Origin of the sequence: Sphaerospermopsis kisseleviana CS-549, from assembly GCF_028329225.1 — a bacterium.
In the GTDB taxonomy this organism is placed as follows: Bacteria; Cyanobacteriota; Cyanobacteriia; order Cyanobacteriales; family Nostocaceae; genus Sphaerospermopsis; species Sphaerospermopsis kisseleviana.
In genome coordinates, this window is sequence record NZ_JAQMTI010000055.1 from 1 (window position 1) to 17,336 (window position 17,336).

The following is a 17,336-nucleotide window of genomic DNA, read 5'->3' on the forward strand; positions in this document are numbered from 1 at the left end:
ACCAGTCCCCAGTCACCAGTCCCCAGTCACCAGTCCCCTTTAAACCAGTGTAATAGCTGTTACTTCGGGTGGACAATACCAACGTCCGGGGGGGAAAGTTCCCAAACCACGATTGACATACAATTGATTTGTACCTAGATTTGTCGTTATTTGATGTAGTCCTTGACTCCATTGCCAATTTTCTACGACTTTTGGCCATTTACCCTTCATAAAAGGTATCCAAGTCCAAAACAATTCAGGTATTTTGTGACGGGAAGAAGAAATCCAATTTGGTAAAGAACCTACACCGGGAATCACAATTTGACCCCCGTGAGTATGTCCTGACAATTGTAAATCTACGCGCCAATTTTGCAAAACTACTGCACTATCAGGATTATGTGATAAAACAATATGGGGAATATGAATATCTAAGGAATTCATTACAGGTGCTGGATGAAATTCTGGAGACCAGAAATCAGCAAGTCCTACTAATGCTAAATGTGAACCTAAAGGATAGGCGATTTGATTCCAAAGTACCTCAATTTCTACACCTGTTAAAGCTTTAGTAATTTCTGTTTGGGAGTGAGTATAATAAAGGATAAATAAAACCAGTACCAATAAAACCAGGATAAATCCGCCAATGAGACAGATTATGTACCAAATTAAGTTTGATTTCAAATGCAATAGTTGACCTATTTTAACAACAAATTTTAGTATAAATATAATTTTATTATAAATAAAATTATTGGCTGTTGACCAGTCAAATCTTACTTTTGGTATATACTTATTTTAAAAATCTCTAGCCTTGGGTTGAAGAAAAATAATTATTTTCTTGTTTAGAATTGATTAATGTATTATAAATATAAAAAGATAAGTAAATCAAGCTTAAGGAAAGGAACTTAATATCCAGACACCGGGCTTCTTTAAGAAGTCCGGGATCTATCCACTATCCACTGTAAGTTGCGCCATTTTTGTATTTGGTTTGTATTTTGATGAGAGTATTTGGATTAGAAATGTATGAAAATTCAACCAGAAATTACCTATCGTAATGTAGAGAAATCAGAGGCAATTGATAATTTAGTTCATGAAAAAATTGCCAAACTAGAGAATATTTGTAATTACATCAATAGCTGTCACATTGCTATTGAAAAAATCCATGATCGTCCCCGTAGCGGTTCTCCTTATCGAGTGAGAATTGATCTGACTGTTCCGCCTGGCCATGAACTAGCAGCGGAAAAAAATCCGGGTGAGGGTGTTCAATATCAACCGTTAGATGCAGTAGTGAGAGAAACTTTTGATGCTATGCGTCAGCAGTTAGTTAAACTGACTCAACTGCAACGTGCAAGTGAACAAGCTGGCAGATATGAGGAAGCGCAAGAAAGTACAGGTTTGGTAACAAAATTATTTCGAGAAGATGGCTATGGTTTCCTAAAAACTTTAGATGGAAGGGAAATATATTTTCACCAAAATAGTGTTTTACATCACGACTTTGACCGTTTAGAAATTGGTACTGGTGTGCATTTTTCCTTAGAGGATGGGGAAGAAGGACCGCAAGCAAGCACTGTAAAAATAGTTGATAAACCTGGTGTGCGTGCTGGTAAATCTTCAGAAAAATTAGTTGAAACTCCTTTAGATTGGTAGGATTTAATAATGGACAATTGACAATGAACAATTGATAATTAATTATTACCTCTCCCTGTAAGAGAATAAAAACAGCAGATTTTTTGATTTTTTCACCTTCAAAGGAGAGGTTTTCAAGTTTGAATACAATAGTCAATTATCAACTGTTAATATCAATTATCAATTGATCACTTATTGGCTGGAAAGGATATGAATACACAAATTGATGAATTGAAAAAAACAGCATCTCAATTACTGGCAGCAATGCTATCTAATCCTCACATTTACCCTCAAGTTAGTGATGAGGGAGGTTATGGAAATTTGGAACAGAAATTAATGATTGCATCTGTAGAAATGGCAGAGAAATTAATTGAGCAGATTGACAAGAATAGCTCAAGAAAATGATCAATTTTTCTCCAAGGGCGAAGCATTCGGGCGAACAATGATCAATTTTTATCCCAGGCTATTTTCCGAAGGCTTCGCCCCTAATAGATTCTACCTTAACGGTGAGAGAGTTCTAAAAAACTAATTTTTTGTGGTATAAAACTTGATGAACTTTCCCAATAATCTGCTTTGTTAATATTGACTTTTAGCAAAGCAATATTCGGTTCATCTATTCCTTGGGGAAACCAAGTTTGTAATTCGGGTTTCCATTTCTCTTGTAATTTATTTCTATCTTTCACCAGTTCTGCTGTACCGGAAATAGAAATATATCGCTGTTGATCAGGTGAAGAAAAACTCACATTTACTTGTTGACGACGTTGAATTTCTAAGACTTTATGAGAATCAGCAAAGGTAAAGAACCAAAGTTTACCATCTGCATCAATGTCGCTAAAAATAGACATAGGACGACTATGCAAACTACCATCATCATCGACTGTAGTTAACATAGCATTGTCAATGTCTTTAATCAGTGTACGCAACTGCTGAGTTTTTTGATTGTGTTCTTGTGAATTTGCCATTTAGGTATTTTTTTATTTAGTAATGGGTAGCTCATATCTTTTTTAGTATTAATGTTTTTAGATTGCTATTACATGAGTCTATAGGTGTAATTCTCACCTTAGTAATTAAGTTGCTTAGTGTATAACTAAAGGAATATTTTGAGAAAAAAAATTAGAGAAAAATGATAATTTTGTTTAGGAATTACAAATAATTATGTAACTTGAGGATGATGGCAATAGCTAGTAATTTTTATAATATTTTTTTATACTATTTTAGTGATTGACTGGATCAAGTGATAATAGGAGAGATGTAAAAATGGCATCTACATTAGACACAATTATTGAAGGTTTGACAGCAATTGTCTTTTCACCTGTGATTTTACCGATTGCATCAGCAATGAAACAACCTGTAGTCCAAAATACTATTAAAGATAGTATTTTGTTATCAGAAAAAGTTAAGGATGCAGTTGCAGAAATGGGTGAAACGGTAGAAAAAGTAAGCGCAGATGCAAGAAAGGAGAAACCAGAAAGTTTTCCATCTAGAACTCAATCTAGAAGTCAATTTAGAAATCAATCTAGAACTTATGGAAATTATTTCACAAATGGTAAATCAGAAGCAGCAAAAGATTTAATCAATGTCATCTCTGATATTAATACAGATGTGGCAAGAATGACAAATGGTGTTGCTGATTTACGAGTGATATTACCTGTAGGAATTGGTTTACTTTCACTGCAACAATTGTTAAGAAAAGGATTTCAATTAGAAGAAATACCTTGGTATATATTGGCTTGGTATGCTTTTGATATTTTTACCAGACTAAATTTTGAGGATGAAACTCAATTAACAAATTTATCAATTAATACTGTTTCAATGGAATTTCAGGAGCAACAAAGTAGTGATTCAAATAATACACAGCAATGTCAAAGGGAGAGCTAGATATAAAATTGATGAACTTTATCGTTCGCAGTCATTAAAGATATATTTGGAGCGATCGCTTGCTAATTACCCAGAAATTATTTCTGTTGCTGCTAATGTGTTAACTAGCAATATTTTGGTTATTTTTCAACCAGACGTTAGCTATAGGAAAATTGCATATTTTATTGATAAAGCTTTATCGGGATATAAAGATAAGGCTGAATTTACTGATGTTAAAACATTAGTACACCCTACTAAAAAAGATAAGTTAACTTTATCCAAGCAAGAGCAAAAAACCGAAAATTGGTATTTAATGACAGCGGATAATGTTCTGCAATCATTAAATACTTCCCATATCTCAGGATTATCTAATGAAACTGCCAATAAATACCTGAATAAATATGGTAAAAACCTATTATCAGCAACAGTAAAACGCTCAGAAATCAGTATGTTAATTGAGCAGTTTAAATCATTACCAGTTGCTTTATTAGGTGTTGCTGCGGGAATTTCTATTTTCACTGGGGGAATTATTGATGCTGTAGTAATTTTGGGTGTAGTTGGTTTAAATGCTACCATTGGTTATATTACAGAAAGTCAGTCAGAACGCATTATTAATTCCCTGAAAAATCGCTCAGAAAAATCTACTTGGGTAATTAGAGATAATAAGCTACAAGAAATACCTACAGAAAATGTAGTTGTAGGAGATATTTTAGTTCTTAAACCTGGTAGTTATATTGCCGCAGATGCCAGAATTATTGAAGTTGATAATTTAACTATTGATGAATCTGCTTTAACTGGGGAAAGTGTTCCCGTTTCTAAAAATCCCACATTATTACATGGTGAAGATGTACCTTTAGCTGATCGTTTGAATATGATTTATAAAGGTACATTAGTTATTAATGGACAGGGTTTAGCAGCGGTAGTTGCTACAGGCAAATTTACCGAAATGGGGAAAATTCAGCAATTAGTTAGTGAAGCGACAACAACTCAAACTCCCCTTGCTAAACAATTAGATCAAGTGGGTAGTCAACTGGTTTTTATTAGTATGGGATTATGTGGTTTAGTGTTTGGAATGGGAGTTTTACGGGGATATAATTTATTAGCAATGTTGCAATCTTCTATATCTTTAGCAGTTGCAGCAGTACCCGAAGGTTTACCAACAATTGCTACCACAACCCTTGCTTTAGGCATTCGTGATATGCGAAAAAATAAAGTTATTGTTCGCAGTTTAAATGCAGTAGAAGCATTAGGTTCGGTGCAAACTATTTGTTTAGATAAAACCGGAACTCTCACAGAAAATAAAATGTCAGTGGTGGAAATAGTCACCGACAGTAAACATATTCAAGTCAGGGATGGTGAATTTATTACTGGAGAAAAAATTATTAATCCCTACACTTATAATGAACTATTAAAATTAATTCATGTAGCAATTCTTTGTAATGAAAGTGAAGTTAGTAAAAAAAATGATGCTGATGAATATCTGGTTACAGGTTCAGCTACAGAAAATGCCTTGATTTACACAGCGATTAGTGCAGGTGTAGATGTGATGGCATTGAAAGAAAAATATCCTTTACTGCAAACTAATTTGCGTTCTGAAAATCGCAACCTTATGAGTACAATTCATGCAACTCATAATTGTCAGCAAATGGTGGCTGTGAAAGGAAATCCTGCGGAAGTTTTACAACTTTGTCATCGGTGGATGAAAAATGGTGAAGTTGTACCTTTGATAGCAGAAGACCGACAGAAAATAGAAATAGAAAATGATCGTTTAGCAGGAAAAGCGTTAAGAGTTTTGGGTGTGGCTTATGGTTATATTGAGGAAGTGGAAAATAACAATAATCATGAATCAGATTTAATTTGGTTGGGCTTGGTGGGGATGGCTGATCCAATTAGAAAAGGTGCAAAAGAATTAATTGCCGACTTTCATCAAGCGGGAATTAATACGGTAATGATTACTGGTGATCAAAGTCCTACAGCTTATGCGATCGCTAAAGAATTAGAATTAAATCGACATCCCCAATTAGAAATTCTTGACTCTAATAACCTCAATAATCTCACCCCGGAAGCATTAGCAGCACTCAGCGACAAAGTAGACGTTTTTGCCCGCATTAGTCCTAGTAATAAACTGCAAATTGTTCAAGCATTGCAGACATCGGGTAAAGTTGTTTCTATGACCGGTGATGGTATTAACGACGCACCTGCATTAAAAGCTGCTCAAGTCGGTGTAGCAATGGGTAAAGAAGGTACAGATGTCGCCCGTGAAGTTGCTGATATTGTCTTAGAAGATGACAGATTAGAAACAATGATGATTGCGGTTAGTAGAGGCAGAACAATTTACAACAACATTAGAAAATCTGTACATTTTCTCTTAGCTACAAATCTCAGCGAAATTATGGTGATGACAACCGCTACCGCAGTCGGTATTGGTGAACCTTTAAACGCAATTCAACTTTTATGGTTGAACTTAGTAACTGATATTTTCCCTGGACTTTCTTTAGCTATGGAAGCACCAGAACCAGACGTATTAAATCAACCTCCGCGTAACCCAAATGAACCAATTATTAAAAATACTGATTTTGGGAGAATTGTGTTTGAATCTGCTGTCATTTCTATTAGTACCTTAGCTGCTTATGGTTACGGTATTTTTAAATATGGAATTAGTCCTAAAGCTAGTACCTTGGCTTTTATGACTTTGACTTCTGGGCAGTTATTACATACTATTAGCAGTCGTTCTGAAAAACACAGTATTTTTAGTCAGGAAAAATTACCGCCTAATCCTTATTTAACGACTGCTGTTGTTGGTTCTTTTGGTATTCAAATTTTGGCTTTAGCTGTGCCACAGTTACGGAGTTTATTGAAAATTGCCCCGTTGAATATGGTTGATACTGTTGTAATTTCTGGTGGTGCTTTGTTGCCATTGTTGGTAAATGAAGGGACTAAAAAAATCAGTTGATAAGATATTTTGATAACGAACCACAGAGGCACAGAGAACGCAGAGAAAAGAGAGGATTTTTTTATGAAAAAGGATTTTATGTTTACGTCGGAATCTGTGACGGAAGGGCATCCTGATAAACTTTGTGATCAAATTAGTGATGCTATTGTAGATAGGTTTTTACAACAAGATCCCTATGGGAGAATTATTACAGAATGTGCTGTGTCAACAGGTATTGTTTTTATTGCTGCGAGATTTGAACCTAGTGCAAATGTGGATTTTACTAATATTGCTAGGCAGGTAATTGAACAAGTTGGTTATCAACAAACAGAATTCAATGGTAAAAATTGCAGTATTTTAACTAGCTTAACAGAATTGCCTCCTGAAGAATATCATTTATTTGATGAAAAGATTTTATCTGATGCGGAAATAGAGAAAATTACTGTCAAGAATCAAGCTACAGTTTTTGGTTTTGCTTGCAATCAAACTTATAATTTTATGCCTTTACCGATTTGGTTAGCACATAAATTAGCTCGACAAATTAGTGAGGTGAGAAAGCAAAAAATCCTCTCTTATCTTACCCCAGATGGTAAAACCCAGGTAGGTGTTGAATATAAAAATCGTCAACCTTATAGGATTCACAGTATTACAGTTATCGCTAGTCAAAATCAATCACCAAAACCAAATTTACAACAATTACAAGATGATATTAGAGAAACTGTGATTGATCCTGTGTTTGCAAATGAAGCAATTAAACCTGATGCTAAAACTAGAATATTTATTAATCCTGATGGACCATTTATTATTGGTGGACCCACTGCCCATGCAGGTTTAACTGGTAGAAAAAACGCTATTGATACCTATGGTGAATATTCTAAACATAGCGGTTCGGCGTTAAGTGGTAAAGACCCCATTAGAATAGATAGAATTGGGGCTTATGTTGCTAGATATGCTGCTAAAAATGTTGTTGCTGCAAAGTTAGCTGATGAGTGCGAAGTACAATTAAGTTATTCTATCGGACTTTCTCGACCTGTGAGTGTGCAGGTGGAAACTTTTGGCACTGGGAATATTTCTGATGAGGAAATTACTGCTATTTTAGAGAAACATTTTGATTTTCGGTTAGCAGGAATTATTAAACAATTTAATTTAAGGTTTTTACCTTCATTAACTAAAGGTGGGTTTTATCGCAAGCTTGCTGCTTATGGTCATCTGGGTAGAATTGATATAGAATTACCTTGGGAAAAGTTGGATAAGGTGGATGTATTTTGAATTTGGGGTTAATAATTAGGGCTTGCTGAAAAAGTTATCTGTGAAAGACCAGTGACAGGTGACAGTTTCAGCTATCTGTCATCCTATAATTTCCTGATTTATCAGACCCAAAATGCACACTTTTTCAGGTATACCCTTCAAAATCCTTGCATCTTTTTCTTGTTTATTAGCCTCAAACCTTCAATATATCTAGCTTTTGTCTTTATTCAGCAAGCCCTACTTACAGCACTTTCCGGTGTAATGAGGTACACTATGGGCGGTCAAGACTTGTACTGAGCCTGTCCTGAGCCTGTCCTGAGCGCAGTCGAAGGGCGGTGTCGAAGGGCGGTGTCGAAGGGCGCAGTCGAAGTAAGTCGAAGTGCGGAGTCGAACTATGTCGAAGTATGCCCACCCCACAAGAGTTTTATGATTATGATTTGTACCTCATAGGCATAAAATCTGCTGTAAATGTGAAAGGAGAATGAAAAGTCAAAAGTCAAAATTCAATAACTTCTGCCTCTCCCAGTCCCCATTCACCCCCTAAGCCGTTACTAACTTCTCGCCTTTGAGCATCCGAGTAGCGGCTTCTAATAGTGCTTCTTCTAAATAGGGTTTAGTAAAGTAACCACTAGCACCGAGTTGAACAGCCATTTGTTTGTGTTTGTCTGCACCGCGTGAGGTCAGCATAGCTATAGGTAGGTGATTAAGACTACCGTTTTTTTGAATACGTGAGAGCAGTTCCAGACCGTCACAGCGGGGCATTTCAATGTCACAGAAGACAATATCGCAAGGTAAACCAGAACGCAGCTTATCCCAAGCTTCTTGACCATCACGGGCTTGTTCAACACGATAACCAGCTTTGGTAAAAGTGAGAGAAAGTAATTCCCGGACAGTAATAGAGTCATCGACAATTAACACTGTCGGATCAATCTTCACCTCTGGAGCGTTACAGGAAGAGCCGTTCTTCGTTGCCAAGAGCCACCACCAATTTGTTTAGACATCTTACCTTGGAAGATGTCAATAATTTCTAAAACGTCGGCAATAGGCATAATGCGACCATCACCGAGAACTGTAGCACCAGCCACACCAATGGGTTTAGGTGCCGGTCCTTCAAATTGCTTAATGACAATTTCCTGTTCACCCAACACTTGGTCAATCTGGATAGCGACCATTGTATTACCTGAGCGCAAAACAACCACAGAAATTGTGTCATCTTCTCGCGTGTTGCTATAGACGTTACCGCGAGCAACATGACGATTGAAAACCAAAATTTCCTGTAAAGTTCGGAAGGGTAGGACTGTTTCCCGCCACCAAATAAATGATTGTCCATCCGCATCTTTCTGAACATCTGTAACGGGTATATCTAATGTGTCTTCCACGCCATCCATTGGGAAAGCAATTCTTGACTTGTTGGAAATACAGCAGAGAGCTTTACAAATACTCAGGGTGAGTGGTAGGCGAATAGTAAAGGTAGTTCCTTTACCTAGTACCGAATCAGTGGTGACAGTACCACGAATTTCGTTAATATCAGTTTGAACTACGTTCATACCCACACCCCGACCTTTGATATCATCAACTTGATCGGCTGTGCTGAAATTGGGCAGAAACAAAAGTTCATAAGCTTCTTGGCGAGATATGGTTTTTGCTTCTTCTGGTGTAATCACACCTTTTTGCAGTGCCTTCTGTTTTACCTTTTCGTGATCAATACCGGCACCGTCATCACTGACAGCAATTACAGTTTGATTACCTTGGTGGAAAGCGCGGATCTTGATTGTTCCCACAGGTGATTTACCCGCAGCTGTGCGAACTTCTGGAGTTTCAATACCGTGAGAGATCGCATTATTGAGCATATGGGTGAGGGGATCTGTCAGATGATCCAAAATCATCTTGTCAACTAATGTATTTACCCCTTCTGTCATCAGTTCTACTTGTTTTCCATATTTGATGCCGTTATCCCGCACCCCTCGACGCAACCGATCAACAGATTGAGCAAAAGGCACCATTCGCGCTTTAGTTATTCCTTCTTGTAGTTGGCTGGTGACTTGGCGGAACTGTAGTGCTACTCGTTCAGTTTCTTCGGTAACAAAGTCAATGTCGCTGGCTGACTCCCGAACTCTCACAATGTATTCTATAGTTTCTTGAGCAAGTAGGTGAAATTCGGTAAACTCGTCCATTTCTTCGGAGGCAAAACCCCGATCATTGGAACTGTTGTAACCTTTTTCTCTGGCTCTGCGACTCTTCAATAGTGAAGCTTCCAAGAGCGATCGCTCGTATAATTCTTGCATTCTTGCGCCCACATCGGAAAGATGTTGAATTTGAATCAATAAGTTATCTAATGATTGTCGCAGACGCTCATGATCCTGTTCTAAGGTATTGCGATTAACCACCAACTCCCCAACTAAGTTGCTCATTTCATCCAGTTGCTTGACTGGAATTTTCATGCTTTCTTCTCGAACACGACGAGTAGCCTGACGTGGCACTTTGCTAGTATTTGAGTTTATCCCTCTTCCTGATGAGTTAATTGTTTGATCTGCTTGTTGAAGTAATTCCTCCAAATCTTTAAATTCATCTGGTATGTCTGAAGACACAGCTATATTTTTAGCTTTTGCAGCTACAGGTGGACTCGGTTTTGGTGGCGTTTGTGGTATCTCTGTTGCTGAAGCATTATCTGTACCCAGTAATGCTTCTAAAGCCGCAAAATCTGCGTCTGGAATGGAGTTTGGATTGGGTGTTTCTAATTCTTCTTCATCGAGTAATGCTTCTAACTCTGCAAATTCATCTACTGCATTTTCTGAAGTATTGAATACTGCTAATTCTGCCAGTTCATCTACTACATTTTCCGCAGTATTTGTGGTTGTGGTTTCTAACTTTAATAGTTGAGAATTTGCTGCTTCTAGTATTAGAGGTAGCGTTAGAGGCGTTTGAGCAAATAAATCTGTTGTAATTTCTTCTTGTTCTAATTCTTGTTCTAAAGCCAATTCTGGCAAATCAACATCTAAGGAAAGATCAATATCTATCCCCAGATTTTCACTTATATCCTGCTCTAATACCTCTGGCTGTTTTTCCTGACTAAGATTGCGATCATTGATCGCTGTCTTTGTGGTTTCCTGGTGATCTTCAATTGACTGAATTACTGTGATCTTCTCCCAGGAAAGTGATACATCCTCATTACTGTTGTCATCAAAACCAGCAAATATATCCAATTCCAAATTAGCATTTGTCTGAGCAGATGGAACGGTAAATTCCGCCATCAAATTCATTGCTGCTGGTTGTTGGGAGAAGCTATCAATTTCCGGCAATAACACCTGATTATTATCTGCTGTGGGAGAAGTGGAAGGAGAATTTGCTAAATCAGCAAATAAATCATCTCCACCAGATGTCAACCAGGAATCTCCTATCTCTTGTTGTTGGTTTTCAGTCAAATCAAAGTCTGCTAAATAAAAGTTGAGGTTAGATGACTGCTGACTATCAGCTACAGTTTCCCCAAAACCTGCAAATAAACTTTCTTCTAATTCCTTAGCCACATCCTGTTCTAATTCAGCAGCATTTAACTGTGCTGGTTCTGAATCCATTTCTGTCCAGAAGCTATTAAGATCATATTCAGGTGCAGCGGCAGAAATTTCTGCTTTTGTATTGAGACTTAAAGGCAATAAATCATCAATTTCTAAATCATTTGTTGTGGCTGTTGTATCTGTTTCAATTTCACCAAACAAATCTAAAGACAAACTTTCTGGTTGAGATGCTATGTGTTCTGATGTAGGTTCAGTTCTTAATTGATTGATGGTAGTGTCTGGTATTTGTTCTTGTTCCCATCTTTCAAAATCGGGAGACTCACCTTGAAATAAATCTTCTAGAGTATTGAACTCAGCAATGCCTACTTCTAGTCCATTTAAGTTAGTAAGATCACCACTGAAGTTGAGTATTTCGTCATCGTTTTCAGTGAACAAGGAATTGAGACTAAAAGCATTTACATCTGTGTCATCCCTAGCGATTTCTGGCAAACTATCAAAGTCTTGAATGCTTGTATCTGCTGCTATGTCAAATTCTTCTATTGGTTCAACAATTGCGCTGCTATCCAGTACATTATCTGTATGTAATTCTTGTATTTCTAGTGTATCGTTAGAGGATGTGATTAGCTGTGGTTTTTCCTCTGCCCAATTTAGTTCTAACAACTCCAGTTCTGGAATTAGCTCCAGTGCTTCTAATTCTTGACCAATGGTTATTTCTGCTTCTTTACCGTGAATAACTAATTCTTGAGCTTGTTTGATTTCGGTAATAATAATTTTGGCTAAAGTGAGATAACTATTATCAGGATTGGCGATCGCATTATTGGCAGATTGACACAATTTAGACCAATTAGGCAAATTAAATTTTTCACCAAGTTTAAATAATTGCTGACAGCATGACTGTAAATTTTCCCTAGATGAAGGTGTGCTGCTTTGTTTAAAAAGTTGCAGCATTTCCCGCAGGGATTGTAGGACTTGACTTTGAAAATCTGACCAATTATTTTGGCTGACTACTGGCGGTTTTTGGGTACTTACTGGAGGTACAACTTCCTGTTTTGGTAGTGGTGTCGGTGCAGATACAGCAATGGGGGTGTTAATATTTCCTGATTGTAAAAGTTTTTCTAGATGCTGATTTAGTTCTGCAAACAGCGGTTCAGTTTCGGACATCAAAGTATTTGCAGTTTCCTCTGACAGACCAAAGGGACTACCCAAATTATCCAACAAAGCTTTTAAAGTATCAGAGACACTCAGAAACAAAGACTCTAGTTTTTGGTCAACCTCAACTCGTTGCTCTTTAAGAACTTTAAAACTATCTTCCAGCCTGTGAGACGTATGCTGAATACTGGTCAATCCCAGCATAGCTGCCCCGCCTTTAATGGAGTGAGCAGCGCGGAAGACTTCGTTGATCATTTCTGGGTCATTAAGGGTTTCTTGTAGGTTCAGTAACCCCTGTTCAATGGTGTTCAGGTGGTCTCTGGCTTCTTCGATGAAGTAACCCAATATCCGTTGTTGTTGTTCCAGCTGCATAAACAAGGATGAAGAATAAAGGATGAACGATTAATGAGAAGAATTCAGGAGTCAGGAGTCGTAGGGGCGAAGTAGGAGCGAAGTAGGGGCGAAGCATTCGGAAAATAACCTGTGATAAAAATTAATAATTGTTCGCCCGAATGCTTCGCCCTTACAGGAAAATAACCTTTTCATCAAATTGATAATTGTTCGCCCGAATGCTTCGCCCTTACAGGAAAATAACCTGTGATAAAAATTAATAATTGTTCGCCCGAATGCTGATGCTTCCAGCACGCTTCGCGAAGACCCGTACAGGAGTCAGGAGTCAGGAGTATTATCTTGCTCAGGAATTAACAGATTAGAGATTTTAGAAAACATATCAATTAGGATGTTCAAAGTCTTATTTATTCTGTATTTTGTATTCTGAATCCTGACCATTAATGCAGGAATAAGGCTGAATGTTGAATTTAGGATTTGGGATCTTGGATGAAAAAATCTCAAATCCAAAATTAAACACTCCCTTTACCTAGATTCAATAGTTTCCACTCGGAAGCTTTCCACAGAAGCGATCAAGTCGCGGGATACTCCCACCAAGTGTTGTAATGCTCCTGAAACTCGTTGTGCTTCTTGGGACGTTTCCTGGGCTGTGAGTTCCACTGATTGCATCACCTGAGCCACAGCCAGAGAAGTTTCCGTCTGTTCTACGGTATCAGCGGTAATTGAGCGCACCAGACTGTCGATATGACCAGCTACTTCGATAATGTCTTCTACTGATCGCTTGGCTTCTTCTGCCAGTTTTGTCCCTTGAATTACCTGTTGTGTACCTTCTTCCATCGCTGTCATTACAGAGCCTGTATCGCTCTGGATTTGCATGACGATTTGTTCAATTTCTTTCAAAGACTTGGCGGATTTGTCTGCTAACTGCCGCACTTCATCGGCAACAATTGCAAACCCCCGTCCGGCTTCTCCGGCTCTGGCAGCCTCAATACTGGCGTTAAGTGCTAATAGGTTAGTGCGAGAAGCAATCTGGGAAACCAAAGCAACGATAGAGTTAATTTCTTGCGAAGATTCCGCCAACCGTTTCACTTTTCGCGTAGTTTCTGCCACTGTTTCCCGAATTTCCAAAATCCCCGCTACGGTATTTTCTACCGCCTCTCCCCCCTTCACTGCGATCACGCTGGCATCACGGGCTACAACTTCTGCTTCTTTGGCGGCATCTGCTACCCGTTTAATTGATTCGGTCATGACCTGTACGGAATTAAGGGTGACAGCCAACTCTTCTGCTTGCCGCAAAGCATACCCTGATAAAGCTCTAGCAAAGGTTTCTGAGTTGGTTGAGCCTTTGGTTACTTCCCTCGCTGCCATTTTTACCTGTTTAACAATATCCCGCAGGTTTTGAATTGTCAGGTTAAAGGCATCAGCTACTGCTCCCAAGACATCGGCTGTCACCTCGGCTTGAACTGTCAAATCTCCTCTTGCTGCCCCTTCCACATCATCTAAGAGACGAATCACTTGGCGTTGCAAGTTTTCTTTGGCTTCTTCCTGTTCCACCGCTTTCCGTTGGGCTTCATTAGTGGTCATGAAAATTACCCGTGCCATATCATTAAAGCTGGTAGCTAGATACCCTAGTTCATCTTCTGAGTAGACGGTAGCCTGAGCATTGAGATTCCCTTCTCGCACAGCATCAAACTGAGCTTGCAAATCTTTGGTTGTGCGGCGAATTTGTTTGAGTGTCAGATTTCCCATGAAACCAGCTGTCATCCCACCTGCCAGTCCTGCGGCTAAAGCCATTGCCCAGCCTGTATTTCGCACTGACTCCCGTTGGTCTGGTGGAGAAAATGTGGTAGCTCCAAAACTGACCAAAGCTGCTACTACTGCGGATGTCAAACCCACTGTACTAGCGATATACCATTGCTTTTTATCTAAAGAGGCATTTTCAAAAAATCCGAATAGACCCTGTTCAACACTGACATTGGGTTCTAGTTTAGAAACTTCTGGTTGGGTAAAGACAGGAACTGCTTCTTGCGCTCCTGTAATTGTGAATAGTTCTTCATTTCTGTCAATATCGTCATCATCAACTGAATTCATGGAGAAATCTTGAGAAAAACTACTGTTAGCAGTATTCGACCTTTCTCTTGTTGGTGATGACACACTCATTTCTCGATACTCAGATTCTCCTGTGAGGTTAAAACTGGGAATACTGCCTAAATCATCAAATTCGTCAAAATCGCCCAGAAATTCCATATTGTTTGGGGAATTTTCTCCCTGCACATTTGGATTCTCTTCTTCATCAGTGGTAAAGCTTTCTGAACCAAAGGCAGACTCAAATGCCTCTAAATCGAAATGATCATCATCAAATTCATCTGCATGATATTTTGTATCCAAATTTATACCTTGCTCATCATCGGCAAAATTGTTGTTCACAGATGATGAAATTTGGGTACTTGTGTCAAGTTCAGGTTCAAATTCTTCTGATTTTTTTTCTCTCAAATGATTTGGTCGGTTCCAAAATGTATTTGCACTACTGTCTGGCAAATCATGTCTATTTAAATCATTATTGATTTCATGTTCTTCAATGACTACATTAATATTTTCCTGACTATTGTTGGCAACTTTCAAATTCTCCAGTTTCATATCTTCAAAGTCTGGTGAATCTTGTTCCAGCATTAATTCAGGCGCACTTGCCCAATTATTTTCACCTGATAAATTAATTTTTCCCAAAAATGGTGAGTTAGTCTCCGCTTCACTGGTTAGTGAAATTTCCTGTTCTGAATTTGCATCCAGATCCGTTAAATAACTATTTTCTACTGATGTTCCAATATTCTCTTCAGATGAAATACCTTCTTGCCAAAAAGGAGGTAACTCTAAATCTTTTGATGCTTCAGCATCATTGCTGGTTGCTCCTAACTCTGAAAATGGTTGATCTAAAGTTAGTGGCAACTCGGAATTTTCTAGTACTTCAGCATCATTGCTGGTTGCTCCTAACTCTGAAAATGGTTGATCCAATGCAAAAGGATCATGACCGAAATCTATTGAGTTATCTGGTAGCTTGTCAAGATTAATACTATTTAAATCACTTATAAAAGGATTACTCAAAGACATATCTTCAAGCGAGTCTTGAGATGCTTCATAGTCACCAAACGATTTCAAATCAAAGTTGGCGTTATCCAAGTCTCTCATAACTCCTAAATCTAGTAAATCTGCTTCATCCATTACCAGACCATTAGACTCCAGATGATTTCTCTGTTGATTAGTCTCAACGGTGGATTCATCTTCACCAAAGGCTTCAAAGTATTGTTTAATACTTTCTAGGTAGTTAGTTGCAGAACCTAAAATTTCTTGATCATCTGTCAAATGGAACACCTGCTCATATTCTGCTTGGGCAATGTCGAACTGCTGCAAAACATAGTAAATGTGACCCCGCAACAGATGAGAATTGGGTTCATCTGGTAAACTATGCACCGCTTGGTCTATTAAAGTAGCGGCTAATTTATAATTTCCTTCTGTATAGGCTGTTAGTGCCTGCTGATATTTTGAATTACGATCATCTATATTTGCTGCCATATCCTCCCTCCCGACTTCAACCTGCCCACCTAGCACTCCGCAAAATTGCTGTTTGATCAATCAATCTTAGATACTTATTATTTTCAGTATCTATCCATTCTCCCCTGAGAAAAGGAGCCATCGTATCTGGTACATTATTGGCTGGCATTAGATACTGTACATCAAGCCAACCCATACCACATATTTGTTCTACTCCTAAGCCTACTATTGTGTCTTGATCTTCAATAGCAATTACTGGTATCTCCGACCTATCCGTGTTTAATGGAGTGGCATCTCCCAGAAATTGACCTAAATCTGCTACCCAAATTAATCGACCTCGTAAATTTAGAGTACCCAAAAGCAGTGGAGAAGTATTAGGAATCGGGGTGATCCGATCAGGACTGAGTTCGATGACTTCCCTGATCCCAGTTGCCGGTAATGCAAACTCCTGTTGTGAAGGAATATAAAATCTTAAATGTAACTCGCCTTTTGGGTCTATGGCTTGTGCCACGTTAACGCTATCAGGACTTTCTAGTTGTAATTCTGGGCTAAATTGGTCTGGACTGCTGCCACTTAAAAAGTCTGGTTTGCTGACCATTTTGTTATCATCCTTATCCTCGCAGTAATTGTTTGACTGTTCCTACCAACTCAGTTGGTTGAAACGGTTTGGCTATATAAGCGTCTGCTCCTTGTCTCATTCCCCAGTAGCGATCAAATTCTTCTCCTTTGGAAGAACAGATGACTACGGGGACATTTTGGGTTTTGGGATCGGATTTTAACCGCCGACAAAGTTCGTACTTTGCCATTTTTGTGACCAAAGGCGTAATTTCTAAACTGGTGAGTTGGGGAACAAGTGCTGTCCCTAAATCGAAAATGAAACTGCCTTGGTGTAAGCTCAACAGATCAAACAGTGTCTCATGTACCAAGCCATAAATAATATTCCTATCTTGCCCAAATTGACACCCAACGACAACAACAATCCCAAGCACTGCAAAAGCTAGAAAGTGAGCAAGTCCTAAGTTGACAATTTCATAGACAAAACTATACTTATATTGACAAAAATCAATATATTTTTAGGAAAAAATCAACTACTTGATATATAATACGGTGATATCAAGTATTGAATTGAGACTATTGCCGACGCG

At 38.3% G+C, this 17,336-nt stretch carries 11 protein-coding genes and 1 pseudogene; 5 read left to right on the top strand and 7 right to left on the bottom strand.

Translation table 11 applies throughout. The features are described from left to right. Window positions 1-39: 39 nt before the first annotated feature. Window positions 40-573: pseudogene (locus PN497_RS03875) on the bottom strand (metallophosphoesterase); the annotation flags it as partial. A 423-nt stretch (window positions 574-996) separates the two neighbouring features. Here PN497_RS03875 and PN497_RS03880 point away from each other — a divergent pair. After that, window positions 997-1,620: an HPF/RaiA family ribosome-associated protein gene (locus tag PN497_RS03880; protein ID WP_096568157.1), complete on the top strand. Its 624-nt coding sequence runs from the start codon at window positions 997-999 to the stop codon at window positions 1,618-1,620. 189 nt (window positions 1,621-1,809) lie between these two features. Further along, complete coding sequence (locus PN497_RS03885) at window positions 1,810-2,004, top strand: hypothetical protein (RefSeq protein WP_096568159.1); 195 nt, start codon at window positions 1,810-1,812, stop codon at window positions 2,002-2,004. A gap of 95 nt (window positions 2,005-2,099) precedes the next feature. Here PN497_RS03885 and PN497_RS03890 read toward each other — a convergent pair whose 3' ends face one another. After that, window positions 2,100-2,561, bottom strand: coding sequence for a pyridoxamine 5'-phosphate oxidase family protein (locus PN497_RS03890; RefSeq protein WP_096568161.1), 462 nt, complete (start codon window positions 2,559-2,561; stop codon window positions 2,100-2,102). Between the two features lie 295 nt (window positions 2,562-2,856). Here PN497_RS03890 and PN497_RS03895 point away from each other — a divergent pair, with 295 nt between their 5' ends. The 3 genes from PN497_RS03895 to metK all read left to right on the top strand — a co-directional run bounded on the left by PN497_RS03895 (window position 2,857) and on the right by metK (window position 7,657). Continuing rightward, complete coding sequence (locus tag PN497_RS03895; RefSeq protein WP_096568163.1) at window positions 2,857-3,477, top strand: DUF5132 domain-containing protein; 621 nt, start codon at window positions 2,857-2,859, stop codon at window positions 3,475-3,477. Further along, complete coding sequence (locus tag PN497_RS03900) at window positions 3,437-6,409, top strand: cation-translocating P-type ATPase (RefSeq protein ID WP_096568164.1); 2,973 nt, start codon at window positions 3,437-3,439, stop codon at window positions 6,407-6,409. The genes PN497_RS03895 and PN497_RS03900 overlap by 41 nt, the downstream gene beginning before the upstream one ends. A gap of 63 nt (window positions 6,410-6,472) precedes the next feature. Continuing rightward, window positions 6,473-7,657 carry a methionine adenosyltransferase gene (gene metK / locus PN497_RS03905; RefSeq protein WP_096568166.1) on the top strand — a complete coding sequence of 395 codons (1,185 nt, stop codon included), beginning with the start codon at window positions 6,473-6,475 and terminating at the stop codon, window positions 7,655-7,657. A gap of 519 nt (window positions 7,658-8,176) precedes the next feature. On the opposite strand, the gene PN497_RS25860 is transcribed toward metK, so the two are convergent. The 5 genes from PN497_RS25860 to PN497_RS25730 form a co-directional block, all read right to left on the bottom strand. Continuing rightward, entirely contained in the window at window positions 8,177-8,611 is a 435-nt protein-coding gene (locus tag PN497_RS25860; RefSeq protein WP_409349315.1) for a response regulator, read from the bottom strand. Continuing rightward, complete coding sequence (locus tag PN497_RS03910) at window positions 8,569-12,669, bottom strand: chemotaxis protein CheA (RefSeq protein ID WP_409349316.1); 4,101 nt, start codon at window positions 12,667-12,669, stop codon at window positions 8,569-8,571. Before PN497_RS03910 ends, PN497_RS25860 begins: the two co-directional genes overlap by 43 nt. A gap of 501 nt (window positions 12,670-13,170) precedes the next feature. Then, entirely contained in the window at window positions 13,171-16,212 is a 3,042-nt protein-coding gene (locus tag PN497_RS03915; protein ID WP_096568168.1) for a methyl-accepting chemotaxis protein, read from the bottom strand. A gap of 16 nt (window positions 16,213-16,228) precedes the next feature. Beyond that, window positions 16,229-16,789, bottom strand: coding sequence for a chemotaxis protein CheW (locus PN497_RS03920; RefSeq protein WP_096568170.1), 561 nt, complete (start codon window positions 16,787-16,789; stop codon window positions 16,229-16,231). A 13-nt stretch (window positions 16,790-16,802) separates the two neighbouring features. Beyond that, entirely contained in the window at window positions 16,803-17,180 is a 378-nt protein-coding gene (locus PN497_RS25730) for a response regulator (protein WP_307722535.1), read from the bottom strand. Window positions 17,181-17,336: the final 156 nt, after the last annotated feature.

Coding starts and splice junctions, on each gene's coding strand:
- PN497_RS03880 (WP_096568157.1), top strand. CDS start 997: ATGAAAATTCAACCAGAAATTACCTATCGTAATGTAGAGAAATCAGAG.
- PN497_RS03885 (WP_096568159.1), top strand. CDS start 1,810: ATGAATACACAAATTGATGAATTGAAAAAAACAGCATCTCAATTACTG.
- PN497_RS03890 (WP_096568161.1), bottom strand. CDS start 2,561: ATGGCAAATTCACAAGAACACAATCAAAAAACTCAGCAGTTGCGTACA.
- PN497_RS03895 (WP_096568163.1), top strand. CDS start 2,857: ATGGCATCTACATTAGACACAATTATTGAAGGTTTGACAGCAATTGTC.
- metK (WP_096568166.1), top strand. CDS start 6,473: ATGAAAAAGGATTTTATGTTTACGTCGGAATCTGTGACGGAAGGGCAT.
- PN497_RS03910 (WP_409349316.1), bottom strand. CDS start 12,669: ATGCAGCTGGAACAACAACAACGGATATTGGGTTACTTCATCGAAGAA.
- PN497_RS03915 (WP_096568168.1), bottom strand. CDS start 16,212: ATGGCAGCAAATATAGATGATCGTAATTCAAAATATCAGCAGGCACTA.
- PN497_RS03920 (WP_096568170.1), bottom strand. CDS start 16,789: ATGGTCAGCAAACCAGACTTTTTAAGTGGCAGCAGTCCAGACCAATTT.